22 protein-coding genes are annotated in these 22,941 nt (G+C 71.7%); 11 read left to right on the plus strand and 11 right to left on the minus strand.

The annotated features are described in order from the left end of the window. Nucleotides 1-12 precede the first annotated feature (12 nt). Together O1W71_RS08640 and O1W71_RS08645 are read right to left on the minus strand one after the other, a co-directional pair. Nucleotides 13-696: a DUF305 domain-containing protein gene (locus tag O1W71_RS08640; protein WP_269267447.1), complete on the minus strand. Its 684-nt coding sequence runs from the start codon at nucleotides 694-696 to the stop codon at nucleotides 13-15. An 8-nt stretch (nucleotides 697-704) separates the two neighbouring features. Next, nucleotides 705-1,409, minus strand: a complete 705-nt coding sequence (locus O1W71_RS08645) for a DUF3105 domain-containing protein (protein ID WP_112613535.1) — start codon at nucleotides 1,407-1,409, stop codon at nucleotides 705-707. 252 nt (nucleotides 1,410-1,661) lie between these two features. On the opposite strand from O1W71_RS08645, the gene O1W71_RS08650 reads away from it, so the two are divergent. The 3 genes from O1W71_RS08650 to O1W71_RS08660 are packed head-to-tail and all read left to right on the plus strand — an operon-like array spanning nucleotide 1,662 to nucleotide 5,524. Further along, nucleotides 1,662-2,891: a multidrug effflux MFS transporter gene (locus O1W71_RS08650; RefSeq protein ID WP_094262140.1), complete on the plus strand. Its 1,230-nt coding sequence runs from the start codon at nucleotides 1,662-1,664 to the stop codon at nucleotides 2,889-2,891. Nucleotides 2,892-2,949: 58 nt separating this feature from the next. Beyond that, the gene (locus O1W71_RS08655) at nucleotides 2,950-3,609 is read left to right on the plus strand and encodes a phosphatase PAP2 family protein (protein WP_269267448.1); all 660 of its coding nucleotides are present in this window, start codon (nucleotides 2,950-2,952) and stop codon (nucleotides 3,607-3,609) included. A gap of 10 nt (nucleotides 3,610-3,619) precedes the next feature. After that, nucleotides 3,620-5,524, plus strand: coding sequence for a helicase HerA-like domain-containing protein (locus tag O1W71_RS08660; RefSeq protein ID WP_442924082.1), 1,905 nt, complete (start codon nucleotides 3,620-3,622; stop codon nucleotides 5,522-5,524). Between the two features lie 41 nt (nucleotides 5,525-5,565). On the opposite strand, the gene O1W71_RS08665 is transcribed toward O1W71_RS08660, so the two are convergent. Continuing rightward, nucleotides 5,566-7,041, minus strand: a complete 1,476-nt coding sequence (locus O1W71_RS08665) for an MFS transporter (RefSeq protein ID WP_269267449.1) — start codon at nucleotides 7,039-7,041, stop codon at nucleotides 5,566-5,568. Between the two features lie 242 nt (nucleotides 7,042-7,283). On the opposite strand from O1W71_RS08665, the gene O1W71_RS08670 reads away from it, so the two are divergent. From O1W71_RS08670 to O1W71_RS08680, 3 genes are read left to right on the plus strand one after another with little or no spacing between them, the layout of a single operon-like run. Next, the gene (locus tag O1W71_RS08670) at nucleotides 7,284-8,897 is read left to right on the plus strand and encodes an SDR family oxidoreductase (protein ID WP_269267450.1); all 1,614 of its coding nucleotides are present in this window, start codon (nucleotides 7,284-7,286) and stop codon (nucleotides 8,895-8,897) included. Next, nucleotides 8,894-9,370 (plus strand): MogA/MoaB family molybdenum cofactor biosynthesis protein, encoded by a 477-nt coding sequence (locus tag O1W71_RS08675; protein ID WP_269267451.1) that lies wholly within the window; start codon nucleotides 8,894-8,896, stop codon nucleotides 9,368-9,370. Before O1W71_RS08670 ends, O1W71_RS08675 begins: the two co-directional genes overlap by 4 nt. Then, on the plus strand, nucleotides 9,370-9,798 hold the full coding sequence (locus O1W71_RS08680) for a molybdenum cofactor biosynthesis protein MoaE (protein ID WP_269267452.1): 429 nt from the start codon (nucleotides 9,370-9,372) through the stop codon (nucleotides 9,796-9,798). The genes O1W71_RS08675 and O1W71_RS08680 overlap by 1 nt, the downstream gene beginning before the upstream one ends. 21 nt (nucleotides 9,799-9,819) lie before the next feature. Here the strand turns inward: O1W71_RS08680 and O1W71_RS08685 are convergent, their stop codons facing one another. From O1W71_RS08685 to O1W71_RS08700, 4 genes are read right to left on the minus strand one after another with little or no spacing between them, the layout of a single operon-like run. Beyond that, a complete protein-coding gene (locus O1W71_RS08685) occupies nucleotides 9,820-10,053 on the minus strand; it encodes a MoaD/ThiS family protein (protein WP_269267453.1) in 234 nt (77 codons plus the stop codon). After that, the gene (moaC, locus tag O1W71_RS08690) at nucleotides 10,053-10,532 is read right to left on the minus strand and encodes a cyclic pyranopterin monophosphate synthase MoaC (protein WP_269267454.1); all 480 of its coding nucleotides are present in this window, start codon (nucleotides 10,530-10,532) and stop codon (nucleotides 10,053-10,055) included. The genes O1W71_RS08685 and moaC overlap by 1 nt, the downstream gene beginning before the upstream one ends. 4 nt (nucleotides 10,533-10,536) lie before the next feature. Continuing rightward, nucleotides 10,537-11,796, minus strand: coding sequence for a molybdopterin molybdotransferase MoeA (locus tag O1W71_RS08695; protein ID WP_442924086.1), 1,260 nt, complete (start codon nucleotides 11,794-11,796; stop codon nucleotides 10,537-10,539). Further along, nucleotides 11,784-12,887 carry a ThiF family adenylyltransferase gene (locus O1W71_RS08700; RefSeq protein ID WP_269267455.1) on the minus strand — a complete coding sequence of 368 codons (1,104 nt, stop codon included), beginning with the start codon at nucleotides 12,885-12,887 and terminating at the stop codon, nucleotides 11,784-11,786. The genes O1W71_RS08695 and O1W71_RS08700 overlap by 13 nt, the downstream gene beginning before the upstream one ends. Before the next feature lie 119 nt (nucleotides 12,888-13,006). On the opposite strand from O1W71_RS08700, the gene O1W71_RS08705 reads away from it, so the two are divergent. The 5 genes from O1W71_RS08705 to O1W71_RS08725 are packed head-to-tail and all read left to right on the plus strand — an operon-like array spanning nucleotide 13,007 to nucleotide 16,719. Then, nucleotides 13,007-13,399 carry a TOBE domain-containing protein gene (locus O1W71_RS08705; RefSeq protein ID WP_112613545.1) on the plus strand — a complete coding sequence of 131 codons (393 nt, stop codon included), beginning with the start codon at nucleotides 13,007-13,009 and terminating at the stop codon, nucleotides 13,397-13,399. 3 nt (nucleotides 13,400-13,402) lie between these two features. Further along, nucleotides 13,403-14,188, plus strand: coding sequence for a molybdate ABC transporter substrate-binding protein (gene modA, locus O1W71_RS08710; RefSeq protein WP_269267456.1), 786 nt, complete (start codon nucleotides 13,403-13,405; stop codon nucleotides 14,186-14,188). Nucleotides 14,189-14,241: 53 nt separating this feature from the next. Beyond that, nucleotides 14,242-15,021 (plus strand): ABC transporter permease, encoded by a 780-nt coding sequence (locus O1W71_RS08715; protein ID WP_269267457.1) that lies wholly within the window; start codon nucleotides 14,242-14,244, stop codon nucleotides 15,019-15,021. Continuing rightward, a complete protein-coding gene (locus O1W71_RS08720; RefSeq protein WP_269267458.1) occupies nucleotides 15,018-16,097 on the plus strand; it encodes an ABC transporter ATP-binding protein in 1,080 nt (359 codons plus the stop codon). Before O1W71_RS08715 ends, O1W71_RS08720 begins: the two co-directional genes overlap by 4 nt. Before the next feature lie 16 nt (nucleotides 16,098-16,113). Then, on the plus strand, nucleotides 16,114-16,719 hold the full coding sequence (locus O1W71_RS08725; RefSeq protein WP_269267459.1) for a GNAT family N-acetyltransferase: 606 nt from the start codon (nucleotides 16,114-16,116) through the stop codon (nucleotides 16,717-16,719). Between the two features lie 181 nt (nucleotides 16,720-16,900). Here O1W71_RS08725 and cydC read toward each other — a convergent pair whose 3' ends face one another. From cydC to O1W71_RS08745, 4 genes are all read right to left on the minus strand, one after another. After that, a complete protein-coding gene (gene cydC / locus O1W71_RS08730) occupies nucleotides 16,901-18,562 on the minus strand; it encodes a thiol reductant ABC exporter subunit CydC (protein WP_112613553.1) in 1,662 nt (553 codons plus the stop codon). Continuing rightward, the gene (gene cydD, locus O1W71_RS08735) at nucleotides 18,559-20,265 is read right to left on the minus strand and encodes a thiol reductant ABC exporter subunit CydD (protein ID WP_269267546.1); all 1,707 of its coding nucleotides are present in this window, start codon (nucleotides 20,263-20,265) and stop codon (nucleotides 18,559-18,561) included. Before cydD ends, cydC begins: the two co-directional genes overlap by 4 nt. 87 nt (nucleotides 20,266-20,352) lie before the next feature. After that, on the minus strand, nucleotides 20,353-21,384 hold the full coding sequence (cydB, locus tag O1W71_RS08740) for a cytochrome d ubiquinol oxidase subunit II (protein WP_112613557.1): 1,032 nt from the start codon (nucleotides 21,382-21,384) through the stop codon (nucleotides 20,353-20,355). Between the two features lie 10 nt (nucleotides 21,385-21,394). Next, nucleotides 21,395-22,822, minus strand: a complete 1,428-nt coding sequence (locus O1W71_RS08745; protein ID WP_112613559.1) for a cytochrome ubiquinol oxidase subunit I — start codon at nucleotides 22,820-22,822, stop codon at nucleotides 21,395-21,397. Nucleotides 22,823-22,941: the final 119 nt, after the last annotated feature.

Genomic DNA, 22,941 nt, shown 5'->3' on the forward strand with positions numbered 1-22,941 from the left:
GTGCGGGGGCTGTCAGCCCTCGCACCCCAGTCTGTGCTGGATCGAGCGCATCAGGTCGATCTCGGCGCTCTGCGTCTCGATGACGCCGCCGGCGACCTGGACGGCCCGCGGGTCGCTGCCGAGGTCGACGAGAGCCTGCGCCATGGGGATCGCGCCCTCGTGGTGCCGGATCATGAGGCCGAGGAACGTGCAGTCGGCGGCGACCCCGGTCTCGGCATCCAGCTGCGCCAGCTGAGCGGGCGTGGCCATGCCCATCTCGGCGCGGAGCTCTTCGTCGCTCGGCTGCTGCGCCTGAGTCCCGTGGTTGTGAGCGGGGTGCCCGACCATCCACTGCATGAGGGGCGCGGTGGAGGCCTGCGGCAGCCCCCACTGCACCAGCCAGTCGTAGAACTCGCCGCGCTGACCGGCCTGCGCGGTGGCGATGTCGAACGCGAGCGTGCGGATGCCCTCGTCCTCGGTCTTGCGGTAGATCGTCATCGCCATCTCGATGGCCTGCGTGTGGTGCACCTGCATGTCGCGGGCGAAGCCGGCCTCGGGGGAGGAGTTGCCGGGAACCGCCGGGGAGGTGCCGAAGGCGGAGAAGCGCCCGATGGCGAATGCCGAGCCCGCGACCGCGAGGACGATGAGCAGCACCGCCCACCAGCGCAGGCCGGCGGCCGACGAGACGGGGACCGGAGTCCCCGCCTCCGCCCTCACACCGTCCGTCACGCCTTACCGGGGCCGTCGATCGCGCCCGAGCAGATCGCGTTCGGCTCGGGGACGTTCTGGCTGCGCCAGTACTCGGTGAAGAAGTCTCGGATGCGCTCGTCGTCGGCCGAGTCGACCTTCAGCTGCGCGTTCCAGGCGCTCACGGCGATGGGGGTGTCCATGTCGGGGTACGGCGTCAGCAGCGCGTACGTGCTCGGCATGTAGCCCTCGAGGGTTTCGATGTCGGCATCCGATACCTGGGCCGGGTCGTACGTGATCCAGACGGCGCCGTGCTCCATTGAGTGGACCGCGTTCTCGTTCGCCTGCGGCTCGGTGTAGACGCCGCAGTTGAGCCAGTACGGGTTGTGCTCGCCACCGGCCGGCGGGTTCTGCGGGTACTCGACGGTGCCCTCCACGTGCGTCGTGATGTTCTGGAACGTCTCGACGCCGGGGATCTCGCGACCCGTGCTGTTGCCGGCCTCGTACGTGACGGGCCGAGGCGCGAGGATGACCGACGCGGCGATGAGGCCCACCACGGCGACCGCGGCGGTCGAGCCGACGACCCACCACGTCAGCTTGCTGCGACGTCGCTTCGCCAGCTGCTTCTGGTACTCGGCGAGCTTGGCCTGCTTCTGCTGCTCGCGCTGCTGCTTGACGGTGAGGTTGATCTGGGCCTGGGCGGCAGGATTGCCGCTCGTTCGCTTGTCGGCGGACGGAGTCATTGCTGTGACCTCGGTTCGGGGGCAAGGGGAGTGTCGGAGCGCGCGCGGCGCGGAGCCAGCCTATGCGCGTGAATGGTGAATCGGCTGAGAGGCGCGAACGACGCGGAGCGGCGGCGGGTTACGATAGAAGGTCGCTCAAAAACGCTGCTGCCACGAAACGAAGAAGACGTGCCCGAAACTCCTCCCCATCATTCCTCCTCCGCCACCGGGGCGATCCGCACGCTGGGCTCGAACCCGGCTACCGCGCCCATCATGCTGCATCCGGGTGACGCGATCCCGACCTCACGCCGCGTCATCTACATCATCCTGCTCGGCGCGCTGACGGCGCTCGGGCCCTTCACGATCGACCTCTACCTGCCCGCCTTCCCCGCGCTGGAGGCCGACTTCCAGACGACGGCGGCGGCGATTCAGCTGACGCTCACCGGAACGATGGTCGGCTTCGCGCTGGGTCAGCTCATCGTCGGCCCGCTCAGCGACAAGCTGGGGCGCCGGGTCCCGCTGCTGTGCGTGACCGCGCTCCACGTGCTCTCGAGCACGGCCGCCGCCATCGCCCCGACCCTCGAGCTGCTGAGCGCCGCCCGGGTCTTCATGGGGATCGGCGCCGCGGCGGGCGGTGTCGTCGCGATGGCGATCGTGCGCGACCTCTTCGGCGGACGCCGGCTCGTCGTGATGCTCAGCCGACTCGCCCTGGTCTCCGGTGTCGCCCCGGTCGCCGCCCCGCTCGTCGGCTCGGGCCTGCTGACGGTCATGCCCTGGCGCGGCATCTTCGTCGTGCTCGCCGCGTACGGCGCGGTGATGCTGATCGCCTCGCTCTTCCTCGTGCCCGAGACCCTGCCCAAAGCGCGCCGCCGCGACAGCGGTTCCGCCACGGTCTGGCAGCGCTACCGCAGCGTCCTGAGCGATCGCATCTTCATCGGCGTGCTGATCATCGGCGGCATGACCTTCAGCGGACTGTTCTCGTACCTGTCGTCGTCGTCGTTCCTCTTCCAGCAGACCTACGGCTTCGATCCGCAGCAGTACGGCGTCCTGTTCGCCGTCAACTCCCTCGGAGTCGTGCTGGGCGTGCAGACGGCGTCGCGGCTCGCCGCCCGCTTCGGCCCGCAGTGGGTCATGGCGGTCTCGACCGCCGTGCTCGTCATCGCGGGGGCCACCATCATCGTCACCGACCAGCTGGGGCTGGGCCTGTGGGGCACGGTCGTGCCGCTTTTCTTCTTCATCACGGCGTGCGGTTTCACCTTCCCCTGCGTTCAGGTGCTCGCTCTCGACCGTCACGGCCGAGCCGCCGGGACCGCGGCATCCCTGATCGGCGCCGTCAACTTCGGCGTCGCCGGCTTCATCTCGCCGCTCGCGGCGTGGATCTCGGGCGGCTCGGGCATCACCGCGACGACGATGGCCTCGGTGATGGCGGGGTGCGCCGTGGTGGCGGTCCTCTCGCTGTGGCTCGTCGTGCGGCCGCGCAGCGTGCCGCAGCTCTCTCCCTGATCGCTGCTCCCAGCGCAAGGGGCGGGGTCGAATCCGCCGCTGTCGACACAATGGACGGATGAACGACGCTCCGCCGACCGACCCCCGCCGACTCTGGCCGCGCCGCGCCGCCATCGGCTTCGTGCTGGTGGTGGCCGGTGCGCTGCTGGGATGGTGGCTGTTCACGCAGCTCGGCCAGCCCTTCGCGATCGACCGGTGGTGGAACGAGACGCTGCCGGCCGACCCGGGCGCGGTCGGCCTGGTGTTCGGGCTCGTGATGAACCGGATCGGCGGCACGTGGGTCGGCGTCTTCGCGATCCCGATCGCGGTCGCCGTGGCTCTGGTCCTGCTGCGACGGCCCTGGGCTGCGGGCTATTTCCTCGTGGCGTCGGCGCTGAGCGCGCTCGTGGTCCAGCTGATCAAGAACCTCGTCGATCGGTCGAGACCCGAAGACATCCTCGTGACGACGGATGCGGGCTCATATCCCTCGGGGCATACGGCAAATGCGGCCACGATCGCGATCGTCGCAATCATCCTCTTCCCGCGCGTCTGGGTCGCGCTCGTCGGAATCGTCTGGACCCTGCTGATGGCGCTCAGCCGTACGGTCGTGCACGCTCACTGGCTCTCCGACACCGTCGGTGGGATGCTGCTGGGCGCCGGCGTCGCCCTGATCGTGGCCGCCATGTTCACCGAGCAGCTCGAACGCGAGCGCCGCGCCGTGCGAGAGCGGCGGGGCTAGGCTCGCCGGCATGAGCGTCTCGCCCGACGACCCGGCCATGCCCTCCGACGACGCGATCGCCGCAGCCGATCTCGCACGACTGCGTGCGGAAGCGGAAGCCGCTGAGGCCGCGCTCGTCGCCGCCCGAGCTCGAGCCGCCCTGGCCGCCGCCGAGGCAGCTGCCGCGCGAGCCGGGTCGGCCCCGGCCGGGGACTCGGCGCCGTCGGCTCCGACCGGCGAACCCGAGCCGTCGGCGGCCGGGGAAGCCGAGCCCTCCGGGGCGGCGGGTCCGCTTGACGGATCCGAGGTCGACGACATCCGCCGGGGCTACACGTTCGACGGTCCCGCCCTCGAGCTCGGGGCGCTCCTGAACGGCGAGCCGCAGCGTGATGCGCCCGTGCGGATCCCGCTGGCGATGACGAATCGTCACGGTCTCGTTGCCGGCGCCACGGGCACCGGCAAGACCCGCACGCTGCAGGTTCTCGTGGAGCAGCTCGCGGCCAACGGCGTGCCGGTGTTCGCGGCCGACATCAAGGGCGATCTCTCGGGTCTGGCCTCGGCGGGCGAGCCGAGTGAGAAGCTCCTCTCGCGAACGAGCGCGATCGGGCAGGACTGGTCGCCGCGTTCTTTCGCGACCGAGTTCCTGGCGCTCGGCGGCCGCGGGTCGGGAACGCCGGTGCGCGCGACCGTCTCCGGCTTCGGCCCGCTGCTGCTGAGCCGCGTGCTCGGACTCAACGCGACGCAGGAGTCGAGTCTCGGTCTCGTCTTCCACTACGCCGACGCGAACGGCCTGGCCCTCGTCGACCTCGCCGATCTGCGGGCGGTGCTGACCTACCTCACGAGCGATGACGGCAAAGCCGAGCTCGCGGAGCTCGGCGGACTCTCCAAGGCGACGGCGGGCGTCATCCTTCGCGAACTCATCACCTTCGCCGACGCCGGGGCGGACGTCTTCTTCGGCGAACCGGAGTTCGACGTCCGAGACCTGATGCGCACCACGGACGCGGGCGAGGGCGTCGTCACCCTCCTCGAGGTGCCCGGTGTGGCCGACCGCCCGGTGCTCTACTCGACCTTCCTGATGTACCTCCTCGCGGAGCTGTTCGAGGTGCTGCCCGAGGTGGGTGATGTCGACAAGCCGGAGCTCGTGTTCTTCTTCGACGAGGCGCATCTGCTGTTCCGCGACGCGTCGAAGGACTTCCTCGCCGCGGTGGTGCAGACGGTCCGGCTCATCCGGTCGAAGGGTGTGGGCGTCTTCTTCGTCACGCAGACGCCGAAGGACGTGCCGTCCGATGTGCTGGCGCAGCTCGGCTCGCGCGTACAGCATGCGCTTCGTGCCTTCACCCCGGATGACGTCAAGGCGCTGCGCGCGAGTGTGGGCACCTACCCGCGATCGGGCTACGACCTGGAGCGGGTTCTGCAGGAGCTCGGCACCGGCGAGGCCGTCGTCACCGTCATGAACGAGAAGGGTGCGCCCACCCCCGTCGCGTGGACACGGCTCCGTGCGCCGCAGGCGTCGATGTCGCCGGCAGCGGTGGAGGACGTCCAGGCCCGGGTGGCGGCATCCGAGATCCGGCCGCGTTACGCCGAGGCGGTCGATCGCGAGTCGGCGCGCGAGATCCTCACCGCTCGCATGAACGCCGCGCAGGCGGCTCTCGATGCGGCCGAGGCCGAGGCCGCGCGCCGCAAGGCCGAGCAGGACGCCGCGAAGCTGCGGGCGAAGGCCGACGCCGCCTACGCGAAGCAGCTCGCCGCCATCCGGAAGCAGGCCGCGGCCGACGAGGCGAAGGAGCGGCGCGACGACGACAGGATGCTGCGCAGCATGACCTCGAACACGCGCTCGCGCCGGAGAACGCCGGCGGAGCAGATCCTGGGCTCGCGCGCGGCCCAGGAGGTGCTGACCGGCGTCATCCGGGGAATCTTCGGCACCGGACGGCGCTGAGCACCGGACGGCGCTGACGGCGCGCCCGGGACGCGGGCGCCTCAGGGGCGGATGATGTCGAGTGGCATCGTCGAGGTGTCGATGCGCGGATCGTCGTCCTGCCCGGCGACGAGCGCCTCGGCCTCGGCGATCGTCTCGACCGTCGGCACCGACCCGAGCAGCGGCCGCTGCGCCGTCTCGCGCATCGCGAAGAGCGCGACGGCTGCGAGCGCCGAGAAGAACATGATGTAGAACGCGGGCATGTAGGTGTTGCCCGTCCACTCGATGAGCGCCTGGCTGAACAGCGGCGTCGTGCCGCCGAAGAGCGACACCGCCAGGTTGTACGCGATGCCCATCGCGCCGAAGCGGGTCGCGGTGGGGAACAGCGCCGGCAGGGCGCTCGCCGAGATCGCGACGAACAGTGCGACCGGTACCGCGATGATGCCCAGCGCGATGAACACGGCCCACAGCTCGCCGATCTGCATGACGGCGAAGGCGGGGACCGTCAGGACGAGGGAGGCGCCGATCGCGAAAGCGTAGATGCGGCGCCGGCCGAACCGGTCGCTGAGGCGCCCGACGAACGGCAGCGTCGCCGACATGACGATCAGCACCGGCACGGTCGCCACCGCGGCCGAGAGGTTCGAGAGTCCGACCTCCTTCTCGAGGTAGGTCGGCATGTAGCTGGTCAGCGCGTAGCCGGCCGTGTTGGTCGCGGCGACGATCGCCACGGCGACCAGGATCGTCCGCCAGTGGTGGCGCAGGATGCCGCCGATGCCGTGACGAGCCATCGGGTCGTCCTTGCTGGGCGCCGCGGCCGACTCCGACTCCTGCTCGAATGCCGGGGTCTCGGGGATGCGCAGGCGGAACCAGATGGCGACGATGCCGAGCGGGATGGCGACGAGGAACGGGATGCGCCAGCCGCCGTCGACCATCGCGTCGGGGCCCCAGAGCCCCTGCGTGATGAGGGTGGTCAGCGCGACGACCGTAGCGCCGGCGGCGAAGCCGACGTACGAGCCGACGTCGAGCCATGATGCCCAGAAACCGCGCGAGCGGTCGGGGGAGAACTCGGTCACATACGTCGACGCCCCGGCGTACTCGCCGCCGGTCGAGAAGCCCTGCACCATCTTCAGCACATACAGGGGGACGACAGCCCAGATACCGATCTGCGCAGACGTCGGCAGCAGTCCGATGAGGGCGGTCGCGGTCGCCATCATCGCCATCGTCAGGAACAGGACCTTCTGGCGCCCGATCCGATCGCCGAGCGGGCCGAGCACGATCCCGCCGAGGGGACGCACGAGGAACGACACGGCGAAGCCGAGGAGCGTCACGAGAAGGCCCCAGGGGTCGGGGATGTCCTCGGCGAACACCACCGTCAGGGTCACGGCGAGGTAGCCGTAGATCCCGAAGTCGAACCACTCCATGAAGTTGCCGACGACGGTGCCCGAGATCGCGGTGCGTACCTTCTTGCGTTCGACGACGATGACGTCGTCGACCTCGAGACGTCGGCGGGCAGGCCGCTTGGTGCGCGTGCGTGACATATTCGATTCTCCTCCGGCAGCGCCGCCGGGCTCGGGTCGCCAGACGACTGTCCTTCGCTCACGGGAGCGTAGACCCCGGTGCGGGGTCGTGCGCAACCTCGGGGACGGGCGTTGCGGTCCGGTGCGTCGCCGCCTATCGCGCGCGCGTGAGGCGAAGCGGTCCAGACATCCGACCGGCGACCGCCCATCCGTCACGTGTCAAGTCGTGTCGGACGGGGCCGACGGACGCCTACCGTCTGATCATGACCGAGCTGACCGCACCCACCGGACACGAGCCCGAGCTGCAGGCGCAGCCCCGACCGGACGGATCCGCCCCGCGAGCCCTCGTCCTCGGCGCCACCGGGTACATCGGCGGACGGCTGGTGCCTCGCCTCGTTGCGGCGGGGTACCGCGTGCGCGTGCTGGCCCGGACGCCCGAGCGGGTCGCCAGCTTCCCGTGGGGAGACGCCGTCCAGATCGTGGGCGGCTCGGCGGACGACGCGGATGCCGTCGCCGAGGCCGTCGACGACGTGGATGTTGTCTACTACCTCATCCACTCGATGGGAGCGGGGGCCGGGTTCGAGGAGGCCGACGAGCGGGCCGCCCGCACGGTCGCTGACGCCGCGGCGGCGGCATCCGTGAAGCGCATCGTCTATCTCGGTGGCCTGCACCCCTCCGACGCCGAGTTGTCGCCGCACCTGCGCTCGCGCGTGGAGGTCGGTGAGATCCTGCTGGAGTCCGGCGTGCCCACCCTCGTGCTGCAGGCGGGAGTCGTCATCGGGTCGGGGTCGGCGTCGTTCGAGATGGTGCGTCATCTCACCGATGTGCTGCCGTACATGCCGGCGCCGAAGTGGGTGCGCAACCGCATCCAGCCGATCGCCGTGCGAGACGTCCTGCACTATCTGCTCGGTGCAGCCCGCGTCGATCCTGAGCTGAACCGAGCCGTCGACATCGGCGGTCCCGACGTCTTGCGGTACGGACAGATGATGAACGGCTATGCCCTCGAGGCGGGCCTGCGGCAGCGCGCGATCGCGGCCTTGCCGGTGCTGACGCCCGGGCTGGCCTCCCACTGGGTCAACCTCGTGACGCCGGTACCGCGCGCCATCGCCCGCCCGCTCATCGCGTCGCTTCAGAACGAGTGCGTCATGGACGACCACGACATCGACGACATCATCCCGCAGCCCGAGGGCGGCCTGACGTCGTACCGGACGAGCGTGCGGCTGGCGCTGGGCCGGGTGGACGCCGACGAGGTCGAGACGAGCTGGCAGGACGCCGACGTGCTCGGCGCGCCGAGCGATCCGCTGCCGAGCGACCCCGAATGGGCGGGCCGCACCGTGTTCACCGACGAGCGCTCCGCCGAAACGAGCGCGTCGCCCGAACGGCTCTGGGAGGTGATCGCCGGCATCGGCGGGACGAACGGCTGGTACTCGGCTCGCGCGCTGTGGGAGATCCGTGGCTGGATGGACCGTCTCGTCGGCGGCATCGGCCTCGCGCGCGGGCGCCGCAGCCGGGGAAAGGTGCGGGTGGGGGATGCGATCGACTTCTGGCGCGTCGAGGCCGTCGAGGAGGGCCGCCTGCTGCGGCTGCGTGCCGAGATGCGGGTGCCGGGGGAGGCCTGGCTGGAGCTCAAAGTCGCACCGCGCGATGGCGGTGCCCGGTATGAGCAGCGCGCGATCTTTTTCCCGCGCGGGCTGGCCGGGCGGCTGTATTGGCTCGGCGTGCTGCCGTTCCACGGTCTCATCTTCACGGCGATGGCGACGCGCATCACCGAGATGGCCGAGGGCAAGGTCGAGGAGGGGCGGATCGCCGTCGAGAACACCCACGCCGACGATGACACCGCCCCCGCGGGCGCGGACGCTTCTAGGGTGGGGTCATGAGCCGCGAAGCCGCCGTCATCACCGTGTCCGATCGCTCAGCGCGCGGTGAACGCCCGGATGCGGCCGGCCCGGTCGCGGTCGAGGCTCTTCGCGCCGCGGGGTGGCGATGCGGCGACCCGACGATCGTCGCCGACGGCGCGGCCTCGGTCGCGGCGGCTCTGCGCGCCGCGGTCTCCGCGGGCGCACGTCTCATCGTGACGACGGGCGGCACGGGTGTGGCGCCGCGCGACGAGACTCCCGAGGGTACCGGCGAGGTCATCGAGCGCGAGCTGCCCGGTGTGGCCGAAGAGCTGCGACGCCGCGGCGTCGCCGAGACGCCCACTGCGGTGCTCTCACGCGGACGTGCCGGGGTGGCCGGCCGAACGCTCATCGTGAACCTGCCGGGGTCGCCGCGCGCCGTGGCATCCGGCATGGACGTGGTGACGGGTATCGCCGGGCACGTCGTCGCCCAGCTCGACGGGCACGATCACTGATGGGCGAGATCCGCATCGCCCGTATCACCGCGGAGCGTCTCGACGTCTCCCAGCACCTCGAGGCCGTCGAGTCATCCGCCGTCGGAGCGGTGACGAGCTTCGTCGGTACCGTGCGCGACCACGACCCGGATGCCGCGGGCACGGTCGCCGCGCTGCACTACGAGGCCCACCCCGACGCCGAGGCGACGCTGCGTTCGATCGCCGCGACCGCGCTCGCCGGACGTGACGGCGCGGTGGCGGTCAGTCACCGCATCGGCGACCTCGCGGTGGGCGATGCGGCGGTCGTCATCGCGGTGGGCACGGCGCACCGGGGCGACGCGTTCGAGGTGTGCCGCGAGCTGATCGAGGCGATCAAACGCGAGCTGCCGATCTGGAAGCAGCAGATCGAGGCCGACGGCACGACGGCGTGGAAGGGGATCGGCGGCTGATCGCGCCTTTCGCGGGCGGTCTCAGCCGCCGGCGAACGGCGGCAGGATGTCGACGGTGACGTCGGGTCCGATCTCGGTGGTGTCGGACACGCGCGCGCCATCGACCAGCACGGCGCATTTCGGCAGGATCGCCCCCAACCCGGGGTGCTCGCGCGAGAGCGAGTCGCGCAGGGCGCCGAGGGTGACCTCGGAGCGGTTCTCGTCGTTCCGGCCGGCGCGCTCAGCGGCGGCGGCGAAATAGCGCACGCGCGCCATCAGGCGTCCTCGTCCGGGCGTCGCCAGTCGCCGCTGCGGCCACCGGTCTTCGCGGTGATCCGGACGTTCTCGATCGAGGTCGCCTTATCCATGCCCTTCACCATGTCGACGACGGCGAGGGCGGCGACCGAGACCGAGGTGAGCGCCTCCATCTCGACGCCGGTGCGGTCGGCGGTGCGCGCCGTCGCCTCGATCTCGATCCCGTCGTCGGTGATGTCGAGATCGACGACGACCCCGTGCACGCCGATCACATGCGCCAGCGGAAGCAGGTCCGGGGTGCGCTTGGCGGCCTGGATGCCGGCGATGCGCGCGACGGCGAGGACATCGCCCTTCGGCACGGCACCGTCGCGCAGTGCTGCGACGACCTCGGGCGAGCATCGCACGAATCCGCGTGCGGTCGCCGCGCGGACGGTCGGCTGCTTCGCGGTGACGTCGACCATACGGGCGTGACCGGCGTCGTCGAGGTGTGTGAAGCTCATGCCCTCATCCTTCCAGCAGCACGACGTCGACGAGGTCGCCGCACGCGACGACCGCGGTCGCCGCCGGGACGACCGCGTACGCCTCGGCGAGGGCGAGGGCTCCCGCGAGGTGCGACCCCGAGCCGCCGGGTGTCGCCGGACGCACAGACCAGCGCGCGGGGTCGGTGCGGTCGATGATCGCGGGGAGGTACTGTCGGCGGCCCGGCGGTGTGCGCCAGGACTCGCCCGCGGGGAGGCGCAGAGCCGGCCGCTGCAGGTCGGAGCGCCCCTGGAGGGCGAGCAGGGCGGGCCGCACGAACACCTCGAACGAGACCGCCGCACTCACCGGGTTGCCCGGCAGGCCGAAGACGAGCGTTCCCGACGGCAGGACCCCGAAGGCCTGCGGCTTGCCCGGCTGCATCGCCACCCGCGAGAAACGCAGCGCGTCGCCCAGTTCGGTCTTGACGACCTCGTAGGCGCCCGCGCTCACCCCGCCCGAGGTGATGACGACGTCCGCTCGGGATCCGCCGGTCGTGGCCGCGGCGATCTCGTGCCGGAAGGCGGCGCCGCCGTCGTCGACGTGCACGCGGCGGACGACCGTACCGCCCGCCTGACGGGTGAGCGCTTGGAGCAGCAGGCCGTTCGACTCGGGGATCTGTCCGCGGATGCGTGGGAAGCCGGGCTCGACGAGCTCGCTGCCGGTCGAGATGACGACGACGCGCGGAGCCTCCGAGACGGTGACCCGGGCGATGTCGGCGGCGGCGAGGGCCGCCAGCTGCCGCGGGCCGAGCAGCGTCCCGGCGTCCAGCACCGTGTCGCCGGGGCGGATGTCGTCGTGTGCGCGCCGGACGAACATGCCCCGCCTCGCGGGGGCGGTGAGCACGCGTGCGGTCGTCAGCGAATCACCGAGGCCGCCCGCGGTGTCTTCGAACGGCACGATGGTGTCGGCGCTGCTGGGCACCGGGGATCCCGTCATGATGCGTGCGGCCTCGCCGGGGGTCAGATGCGGATCGTCCGCCGTGCCCGCCGGCAGATCGGCGACGATCGCGAGGTCGACGGGCTGCTCGACGGATGCCGTCGCGACGTCGTCGAAGCGCACCGCGAAGCCGTCCATCGCCGAGTTGTCGAAGTCGGGGATCCCCCCGCGCGCGATCGCGGCCTCGCGCAAGACGCAGCCGGCGGCGTCGGCGAGCCCGGCCGTGCGGGTCGGCAGCGGGCGGACGGCGGCGAGGACGTCCGCGAGCTGCTCCTCGACGCTTCGCAGCCCGCCGCTCACGACTGCCACCGTGCGAGCCCGCCCGCGAGCACGGATGCCGCGACACCGCGGCCCCGGAGGGCATCCGCAGCGCGATGGGCGCGGATGCCGTGCGCGCACACCACCACGACCCGGTCGGCACCGGCGAGGCTCGGATCAGCGAGGAGCTCGCCGAGCGGTACCAGCACCGAACCGGGCAGCACACCGGTCGCCGTCTCGTGGGGCTCCCGCACATCGAGCACCACCGCGCCGACGGACTGCTGCGCTCGGAGCTGCTCGAGATCGACCTCGGGTGCCGCCGTCCGTCTCGGCTCTGCAGGGGGCGGAGGAACCGCGGCCGGGGACGCCGCACGCGACGCCGCGCGCAGCGGCACCTCGCGCTGAGTGCCGGTGAGGGCATCGACGACGACCAGCCGGCCGAGGAGCGGTTCGCCGACCCCGGTGATGAGCTTGATCGCCTCGGTCGCGAGCATGCCGCCCACCGTCATGCAGAGGGACCCGAGCACGCCCACCTCGGCGCACGTCGGCAGGTCGTCCGCGCTGCCCGCGGGGTAGAGGTCGTCGAGGCCGACGGCCGGAACGCCTGCCGGCGGCGCGGTCCAGAAGACGGTGACCTGCGCGTGGAACTCCTGGATGACGCCCCAGACGAGCGGCAGCCCGAGTGCCGCGCATGCCGCGGCCACGACGGTGCGGGTCTCGAACGTGTCCGTGCCGTCGATGACGAGGTCGCTCCCCGCCAGCAGACGCGACGCGTTATCGGCATCCAGCCGCTCGCGGCGCGTCTCGATCCGGGTCTCGGGCGACAATGCGGTGGCGGCTCGGACCGCGGAGGCGACCTTCGGTGAACCGACGTCGTCGACGCGATGGATCACCTGCCGCTGGAGATTGGCGTACTCGACCATGTCGTCGTCGATGACGGTGATCGTCCCGACCCCGGCGGCGGCGAGGGCGAGGATCACCGGCGAGCCGAGACCGCCGGCGCCGACGACCGCGACGCGGGCCGCCGCCAGCCGTCGCTGACCCTGGTCGCCCAGGCCCGCGAGGACGGCATGCCTCGCGGTGCGCTCGCGCTCACGATTCGACAGGGTCTCGGCGGGATCGACGAGGGGCGGCAGGGTCATGGGATCAGGCTAGACGCGCATAGGGGTAGCGGGGGCGGACGTGGGCGGGACCCGGGCGAGCGTCCGTGGATGCGGCGGATTCGCCCCTTCTGCTCCGCAGATGCGGGTATGTTCGGCCCATGACGACGTATCGCATCTCGGAGGCGGCCCGCCTGCTCGGAGTCAGCGACGACACCGTGCGCCGCTGGATCGAGCAGGGTGTCCTTCCGGTCTCGGGTGACAGCCCGGCGAGGGTGCCCGGCGACGCGCTCGCCGCGCACGCGGTCGAGCTCGCTTCCGCCGCGGCGGACCCCTCCGACCGACTCTCGAGCGCCCGCAACCGCTTCGTCGGCCTTGTCACCCGCGTGCAGATCGACGGGGTGATGGCCCAGGTCGACGTGCAGTCGGGACCGCACCGCATCGTGTCGCTCATGTCGGCCGAGGCGGCGCGCGAACTCGAGCTCGAACCCGGATCGCTCGCGGTCGCGGTCGTGAAGGCCACGACGGTCGTGGTCGAGACTCCGAAGGACTGAGCCGTGCGCGCACGACGAACCGCCGTCGCCGCCCTCGGGGCTGTCATGCTCCTCCTGGCGGGGTGCGCCGCGGGCGGCGTCGCGGAGTCGGGGCCGGGCACCGCGGAATCCGAGGTCTCGGGCGAGGTCACCGTCTTCGCTGCCGCGTCGCTGAAGACCGGATTCGACGAGCTGGCGTCGCAGTTCGAGCAGCGGCATCCCTCCGTCACGATCTCGCCCATCAGCTACGACGGGTCGTCGACGCTCGCGACGCAGCTGATCGAGGGCGCCCCCGGCGACGTCTTCGCCTCGGCCGACGAGGCGAACATGCAGAAGGTCGTCGACGCCGGGCTCGCCGCCGCCCCGGACGTCTTCGCGACGAACCGGCTCGCCCTCGTGGTGCCGGCCGGGAACCCCGGTTCGATCACCGGCCTGGCAGACCTCGCCGACGCCGACCGCACCGTCGTGCTGTGCGCACAGGCGGTGCCGTGCGGCGCGGCCTCGGAGACGCTTCTCCGCGACGCCGGTGTCACTCCGAGCGTCGACAGCTACGAGCAGAACGTCACCGCGGTGCTGACGAAGGTCGTGGGCGGCGAGGCCGATGCCGGCCTCGTCTACGTCACGGATGCCGCCCTCACCGGCGATGTCGAGACGGTGGAGGTCGCCGGCGCTGAGCGAGTCGTCAACCGGTATCCGATCGCGGCGCTCGCCGACGCGCGGTCGCCCGAGGCCGCCGCGGAGTTCGTCGCCTACGTGCTGTCCGAAGACGGCCAGGCGGTGCTGCGCCGTCTCGGCTTCGGGGCGCCGTGAGCGGCGGCGGGGCCGGCGGTCACCGGACGACGCGCCGCAGCGCGCCGGGGTATGTGCCGCGCGTCCTTCTCGTGCCGGCGGTCGTCGGGCTCGCGCTGCTCGTGGTCCCGCTGGCCGCACTGGTGGGCCGCGTCGACCCCGCGACGGTGTGGACCGACGTCACGTCGCCCGAGGCCGGCGCGGCGCTCGCGCTCTCGCTGCAGACCGCGCTCGCGGCCACCGCTGCGTGCATCGTGCTCGGCGTTCCGCTCGCCCTGACGATCGCCCGGGCAGGCGCCCGCGGTGCGGCGGTGCTGCGCGCCATCGTGACGGTCCCGCTCGTGCTGCCCCCCATGGTCGGCGGCGTCGCCCTGCTGTTCCTGTTCGGGCGGACCGGCTGGCTGGGCGCGATGCTCGGCGAAGCCGGCATCCGCATCCCGTTCACCACCGTGGCTGTCGTGATCGCGCAGACTTTCGTCGCTCTGCCCTTCCTCGTGCTCGCGCTCGAGGGCGCACTCCGGGCCACGGGAGTCGGGTACGAGCAGACCGCGGCTGCGCTCGGGGCGGGACGGTGGCGCATCCTGTTCCGGGTCACCCTGCCGCTCGCAGCGCCCGGGCTCATCGCGGGGACCGTGCTGTGCTTCGCCCGCGCCCTCGGCGAGTTCGGCGCCACCGCACTGTTCGCCGGCAACGCGCCCGGCGTCACGCAGACGATGCCGCTGGCGATCTACACGGCGTTCAACGGTGCCGGGGTGTCGCAGGGCACGGCTGTGGCACTGTCGCTCCTCCTGCTCATCACGGCGATTGCCGCGCTTCTGCTCGTGCGGGCCTGGCGGCCGGGCGGTGCCCGATGAGTGCCCGGCTCACGGCACGCGTCCGGGTGCAGCGGCCCGGCCTCACCGTGACCGTCGACCTCGTCGCCGAACCGGGGGAGGTCGTCGCGGTCATGGGGCCGAGCGGCGCGGGGAAGACGACGGTGCTCGAGGCGATCGCGGGCCTCGTGCCGCTCGACGCGGGATCGATCCGCGTCGACGACGACGAGGTCGAGAGCCCCCGCCGGCGCGTGGCGCCGCAGCACCGCGGCATCGTGATGCTGCGTCAGGACCCCGGCCTCTTCCCGCACCTCTCGGCGCGCGAGAACGTGGCCTTCGGGCTCCGCTCTCGCAAAGAGCCGGCACGTCGGGCGCGCCTCATCGCCGACGAATGGCTCGATCGGGTCGGGCTCGCGGGGGTCGGCGGCCGGCATCCCCGGGAGCTCTCCGGGGGGCAGCAGCAGCGCGTCGCCCTCGCCCGCGCGCTCGCGGCGCGGCCCCGCGTCATCCTGCTCGACGAGCCGTTCACGGCGCTCGATCCGGCGACGGCCGCGTCACTGCGGGCGATGCTCGGCGAACAGCTGCGGGCTGCCGGGGCGACGGCCGTGATCGTCAGCCACGACGCCCTCGATGCGGCGGCGGTGGCCGATCGGCTGGTGGTGCTCGAAGCGGGACTCGTGACCCAGAGCGGCGCCGTCCGAGAGGTGCTGCGGACCCCCGCCACGGCGTTCGGTGCTGCCATCGCGGGAGTCAACCGTGTCGTCGGCAACGTGGTCGGCCAGGGCGATGACGCGGTCTGGCAGGCCGGCACCCTCGCGGTGCCCCGGCCCGGCGCGGACGGTGGTGCCGCTGCCGCTCTGTTCCGCCCGAGCGACGTCCGGCTCGAGGGGGTCGCGGCCGGCGACGGGCTCGCGCGGTCGGGGGCTGCGCCGTCGGACGCCGACCGCGTCGTGTGGCGGGCTCGCGTCGTTCGGCTCGAGCCCACCGTCGGCGGAGTCCGGGTGATCGTCTCCGATCCGCCGGCGGCGGTCGACATCCCGGTGGATCTGGCCGCGGACCTCGGCGCGGGCGGCCTCGTGCAGCTCTCGCTGCCGACCGCCGCGATCACATGGGACTGAGTGGCACGATGGGGGAATGCCCCACATGCGCGCCGTCCGGCCCGGCGATGACGCCGCGCTGAGCGAGATCTGTCTGCGGACCGCCGACCACGGCTCCGATGCCACCGGACTCTTCGACGACGACGACATCTGGGGGGCGATCTTCGTGCTGCCCTACGCCGAGCGGCATCCCGACTTCGCCTTCGTCGTGGCCGACGATGACGACCGGGCGATCGGCTACGTCGTCGCGACGCCGGACACCGATGCCTTCGAGGAGTGGTTCCGCGCCGAGTGGTGGCCGCGGTTCGCCGACCGCTGGCCCGAGCCCTCGCCCGATGACACCTCGCGGCAGGCGGGGACGCTGCGATACGCCTACGGTCGACGCCCCGGAGCCGAGCCGCTCGCCGCGACCCATCCCGCGCACCTGCACATCGACCTGCTGCCCGCGGCCCAGGGGCAGGGGTGGGGGCGACGGCTGATCGACCGGGTGTCGGAGCAGCTCCGCGCGTCGGGCGTCATCCGTCTGCACCTGGTCGCGTCGGCGGCCAACGACGGGGCGCTCGCCTTCTACGACCGCCTGGGGTTCGAGCGCCTGCCCTCGTCGCCCGGCGCGCAGGCGTTCGGCATCGACCTCGACCGCTGAGGCCCGGTCACGCGGCTCGCCGAGGTCCCCGTTGGGCTGGGTTTGCCGGCTGGATTTCCGGCCCAATGGGGACCTCGGGTTGCGCAGGGGCGGTTGCGGCGGGCCACAGCGAGCGAAGTCCCACTTGGGCCGGGTTGACCGGCTGGTTTCCCGGCCGTAGTGGGACCTCGGGTTGAGCGCGTCAGCCGGTGAGCAGGCGCCCGTCGGAGATGCGGACCGTGCGGTCGACGAGCGAGCCCGGCACCCGGACGTGCGAGATGAGCACGACGGCGCGCTCCTCGTCGACGGCCGAGAGCAGATCGCGCATCAGCGCGTCGGATGCCGCGGGGTCGACCCCGGCCGTCGGCTCGTCGAGCACGAGCACGGGGAAGCCGTGCAGCAGCGCCCGAGCGAGCGCGATGCGCTGCGCCTGGCCGCCCGAGACGAGGGCGCCGTGCTCGCCGACGCGAGCGTCGAGACCGCCGCGCTCGCGCAGCCAGCCGCCCAGGCCGACGCGTTCGAGCACTGCCTCCAGCTCGGCGTCGGTCGCGGTGTCGCGGGCGAACAGGAGGTTCTGGCGGATGTCCTCGTCGAAGAGCATCGGCTGCTGCTCGCACAGTCCCACTGTCAGCCGCACGTCGTCGGGAGAGAGGCCTTGCACGTCAGTGCGCCCGATCCGGTAGCTCCCGTCGACGTCGAGGAAGCGCACGAGGGCATGCGCGAGCGTCGACTTGCCCGCACCGCTCGACCCGACGACGAGCAGGCGTTCACCCGGGCGGACGTCCAGGTCGACGCCCGCGAGGGCCGGCCGATCTGCTCCGGGCCACGTCACCGACACGTCGCGCAGGTGGAGTCCGTCGCCGAGCGCGGGCGCGACGCCCGTGGGAGCGACGCTGCTCGCAACGAGTCCCGATGGGATGTCGCCGGGCACGGTCTCGGCGATCCGTTCCGCCGACGCGTGCACCTGACGCCAGGATGCCGCTGCGAGCGGAACCGTCTGGAAGACCTCGAACACGGCCATCGGCACGAGGACGGCGACGGCCAGCCACGGACCGCCGAGGGCGGTCACATCCGGGGCGGTGACGATGACGGCGAGGATCGATGCGGCGCCCGCGGCGAGCGAGACGATGGCTGCGCTTCCGGCCTGCGCACCGGCGCGGCGGACGACCGCACGTCGGAGGTCGGCGTCCGCTGCCTCGACACGGCGACGGCTCTGCTCTTCGGCCCCGTACGCCAGCAGCACGTCCAGGCTTCCGAGATGGTCGGCGACGGCGTCGGCGAGCCGGGCGCGGAGCGGGGCGATCGTGCGCTCCGCGCGAGCACCCGCGACCCAGCCCCAGCCGGTGGCCGCCGCCGCGGCGACGACGAGGCAGCCGAGCAGGGTGAGTCCGGCCGGCCACGAGACGGTCGCGACGAAGACGACGGCGGCGAGAGCGACGGTGGCCGAGGCCACGAGCGGCTCCACCACTCGGAGCGGCAGGTTCTGCAGGTCGTCGACGTCGTCGACGAGGGCGGAGAGCGCGGATCCGCGGCGGATGCGGCCGAGCCCGTCGGGTGCGAGCGGGATCAGGCGTCGGACGAGGTCGGTCCGCGTCGTTGCGAGCTGACGCAGCGCCGCATCGTGCGACGTGAGGCGCTCGAGGTAGCGGAAGACGGCACGCGAGATCGCGAACGCCCGCACCCCGACGACGGCCGCCATCACGTACATCACCGCGGGCTGCTCGCTCGCACGGACGATGAGCCACGCGCTGCACGCGAGGAGCGCGACGGCCGAGGCCTCCGTGGCGAACCCGGTCGCGAGGGCGCGCCAGAACCGTCGCGGCGGGGGCATCGCGCCGCGGAGCACCTCGGACGTCGTGGTCATGCCGTCACCTCCGATCGGGGTCGTACGTCGACGAGGACGTCGGCGATCGACCGGGCAGACTCCCGGTGCGAGACGAGCAGGACAGTCGCGCCGTCGTCAGCGACACGGCGGAGGCTCTGCCAGAGCGCGGCCTCGGTCTCGGCGTCGAGTGCGGCGCTCGGCTCGTCGAGCGCGACCACCGGCGCACCGCTGTTCACGTGCCGGAAGAGAGCCCGGGCGACCGCGACGCGCTGCGCCTGCCCGCCGGAGAGGCCCGCGCCGCGCACGCCGAGCTCGAGCGCCGGGTCGAGGTCAGCGGCGCCGGCGGCTGTGAGCGCGCGGACGACGGCGCGCTCACCCGCGGGCCCGGCGACGCGGTCCGTCGAAGCGCCGAGCGTGACGTTCTCGGCGACGGTGCCGGCGATCAGCCCCGCGTCCTGTCCGGCCCAGGCGAGCCACGACGCCGGCGGCGGAACCTGCTCGCCGTCGAGGGTCAGCTCCCCTTCGAACGGGGCGACGCCGCGCAGCGCGGCGAAGACGCTCGACTTGCCCGCGCCGCTCGGCCCGGACAGGAGCGTGATCGTGCCCGGCCTCGCCGTGAACGACACGGGTGCGAGCAGCGAATCGCCGCGCCGCACCTGGAGCTCACGGGCGCGGAGGATGCCGCGCTCCGCCGCGACGCTCGTCGCGGCGTCCGTCGTCGACGCTGAGCTCGCGGCATCCTGCGGCGGCAGCGCGCGCGCCGCGTCCAGTACCTCGAAGACGTCGTCGGTGGCCGCGACACCCTCTGCGGCGGCGTGGAACTGGACCCCGACCTGACGAAGCGGCAGGTAGGCCTCGGGGGCCAGTAGCAGCACGAAGAGTCCGACAGACAGGGCGAGCGAGCCGTCGATGAGCCGGAAGCCGATCGACACCGCCACGATCGCGACGGAGATCGACGCGAGGAACTCCAGCGCGAAGCCCGACAGGAACGACACCCGCAGCACGCGCATCGTCTCGATGCGGTAGTTCTCGGTCACCCGTTCGATCGACGACGCGGCGCGGTGCTGCCGGCCGAACACCGTGAGGGTCGAAAGTCCGCGGACGGTGTCGGCGAAGCGGGCGGCGAGCTGCCGGAGCGTCTGCCACTGCGCGCGTTGCACCGCGCGGGTGGCGAGTCCGATCAGCACCATGAACAGCGGGATCAACGGCATCGTGAGCAGGACCGTCACGCCCGAGATCCAGTCGCTCCACCAGATGACGGCGATGAGCACCGGGGTCGCGATGACCGTCAGGACGAGTTGCGGCAGGTAGCGGCCGAAGTAGGCGTCGAGCGCGTCGAGGCCGCGGCCCGCGGTCACCGCGAGCTGAGCAGAGTTGCGGTTCGCGAGCCAGCCGGGGCCGAGGCGACCGACGGCCGAGGTGAGCCCGCCGCGCAGCTCGCTGCGCACCCGGGCGGCGGCGCGAGCAGAGACGGCCTCGCGCAGCCAGAGGAGCCCGGCGCGCGCGGCGACGACGGCGGCGAGGGCGGCGAGGACGCGCATGAGGTCGGCTACCGGCATCCCGCCGATGGCTCCGACGATCGCTTGCGTGGTCAGCCAGGCGAACCCGACGACGACAGCGGTCTGGGCGAGGCCGATCGCGCCGATCGCGACGAAGAAGAGGCGCGAGGTGCGGGCGTAGCGCAGCAGCCGCGGATCGACGGGTCGTCCGCTCGAGCGCGCGGGCGCCTCGGGGTCGTCCATGCTCACCCTTCGATCCTGCCTTACCCCGGGACCGGGATGCCTCGGGTCCGGCGCGATCGCGCGGATCCGAGGCATCCCGTCACTCGGTCAGTGGGTGACGAGCTCGGCCTCTTCGATGCGTGCCCGGGTCACGCGCTTGCGGAAGACCCAGTACGTCCAGCCCTGGTACAGGAGCACGAGTGGCAGGAAGATCACGGCCGCCCAGGTCATGATCGTCAGTGTGTAATCCGTCGACGACGCGTTCTCGATCGTGAGGTTCCATGCGGGATCCGTCGACGACGGCATGACGTTCGGGAAGAGCGAGAGCCACAGCGTCAGGACGGCGAACATCACGGTTCCCGCACCTCCCGCGAAGGCCCAGCCCTCACGCCCGGTCGCGTTGGCGAGAATGGCCCCGATCAGCATGACCGCGGCGACGGTGGCCGTCACGAACACCAGCGGCAGCAGCGGCGCCTGGGCCCCCATGGCCGACAGCACGGTCCAGGCGAGGAAGACGGCCGCCGCGACGAGGGTCAGCAGTCCCGACTTCGTCGCGAGCCGGCGGGCCTGCTCGCGGACGTCACCGTCGGTCTTGAGAGCGACGAAGTAGACGCCGTGCGTGAAGAACAGCAGGAGCGTCACGACCCCGCCGAGCAGGCCGTAGGGGTTCAGCAGCGTGAACAGGGTGCCGGTGAACTCCTTGTCGGCGTCGATCGGCACGCCCTGGACGATGTTGGCGACCGCGACGCCCCAGAGGAAGGCGGGGAGCGCCGAGCCCACGACGATCATGAGGTCGAAGCGCTTGCGCCAGGTGGCATCATCGCGCTGGTGGCGGTACTCGAACGAGACCCCGCGCAGGATCAGGGCGATGAGGATCAGCAGCAGTGGCAGGTAGAACCCGCTGAAGAGGGTCGCGTACCACTCCGGGAAGGCCGCGAAGAGGCACGCGCCCGCGACGATGACCCAGGTCTCGTTGAGATCCCAGACCGGACCGATCGTGTTGATGATCTGGCGCCGTGAGACGTTGTCCTTCCCGAGGAAGGGCAGCGACATCCCGACACCGAAGTCGAACCCGTCGAGGACGAAGTAGCCCACGAACAGGACTCCGACGATGAAGAACCAGACGTATGCGAGATCCATGTCGTGCTCCTCAGTAGACGGTGGTCTGCGTGTGGGACGCCGAGGGGTTCTCGGCTTCGGGCGAGCCCGGCTCGGGCAATGGGTCGGGGCCCTTCTGTGCGGCCTTGCGGATGAGGCCGAACTCGACGACGGCGAGCGAGGCATAGACCGCGGTGAACGCGATCAGCGAGATCAGGACCGTCCAGCCGGGGACGTTCGGTGAGACGCCGTCCTCGGTCAGCATCAGGCTGAACACGATCCAGGGCTGGCGGCCCATCTCGGTGAAGACCCAGCCGACGAGGCTGCCGAGGAGGGGGAGGGGAGCGGACCAGATCGCGACCTTCCACATCCAGCGGGCCACGGGACGCTGAGCCTTCTTGCGGGTCAGCCAGAGGCCGGCGACAGAGATGAGGGTGGCGACACCGCCGAGGCCGATCATCCAGCGGAACGACCAGTAGGTGACCCAGACGATCGGGCGGTAGTCGACGCCCGCACCGAAGGTCTCGGTGTACTGGGCCTGCAGGTCGTTGAGGCCTTCGACGCACCCGTCGAAGCTGTGGGTCGAGAGGAACGACAGCAGGTACGGCACGCGCAGCGACCAGATCTCCTCGGTGCCATCGGGCGTTCCGATGGAGAAGATCGAGAAGGATGCATCCGCGCCGCAGGCGCTGTTGAACATGGCTTCGGCCGCGGCCATCTTCATGGGTTGCGTCGCCACCATCACGAGGCTCAGCTGATCGCCCGAGAGGGCGACGCCGACGAACGAGACGATCATGCCCCACATGCCGAAGCGGAGCGCGGGACGCATCGTCTCGATGTGCTGCGCGCGGGAGAGGTGCCAGGCGGCGACCGCGATGACCACGGCGGCGGCGAACATCCACGCGGCGAAGATCGTGTGCGGGAAGGCGGCCAGCACGATCGGGTTGGTGAGGACCGCCCCGAAGTCGATGAGCTCGGCGCGGCCGCCGTCGGCGGCCATCTGGTACCCCACCGGGTTCTGCATGAACGCGTTGGCCGCGAGGATGAAGTAGGCCGACAGGGTCGAGCCCAGCACGACCATCCAGATGGAGAACAGGTGAAGCGCCTTCGGAAGCTTGTCCCAGCCGAAGATCCACAGGCCGATGAAGGTCGCCTCGAAGAAGAAGGCGAGGAGGCCCTCGAAGGCCAGCGGTGCGCCGAAGATGTCGCCGACGAAACGCGAGTAGGCCGACCAGTTCATGCCGAACTGGAACTCCTGCACGATGCCCGTGACGACGCCCATCGCGAAGTTGATGAGGAAGATCTTGCCGAACAGGCGCGTCAGGTGCAGCCACTTCACGTTGCCGGTGCGGTGCCACACCGACTGGAAGATCGCCACGACGAGAGCCATCCCGAGGGTCAGCGGCACGAAGAGGTAGTGGTAAAGCGTCGTCAGACCGAACTGCCAGCGGGCCAGCAGGAGCGGATCGAGGAAGTCCATCGGGAGGTGCCTTTCGGGAGGCGAAGGTTTCGACAGGCTGAAGGTATCGAGTGTGGTTTTCCCCGGTCTCAGGGGCGGCCGGGAATAATGCTACGCGTGGTCTGACCACTTATCAAGGT

Origin of the sequence: Microbacterium sp. H37-C3 (genome assembly GCF_027157935.1) — a bacterium.
Taxonomy (GTDB): Bacteria; Actinomycetota; Actinomycetes; order Actinomycetales; family Microbacteriaceae; genus Microbacterium; species Microbacterium plantarum.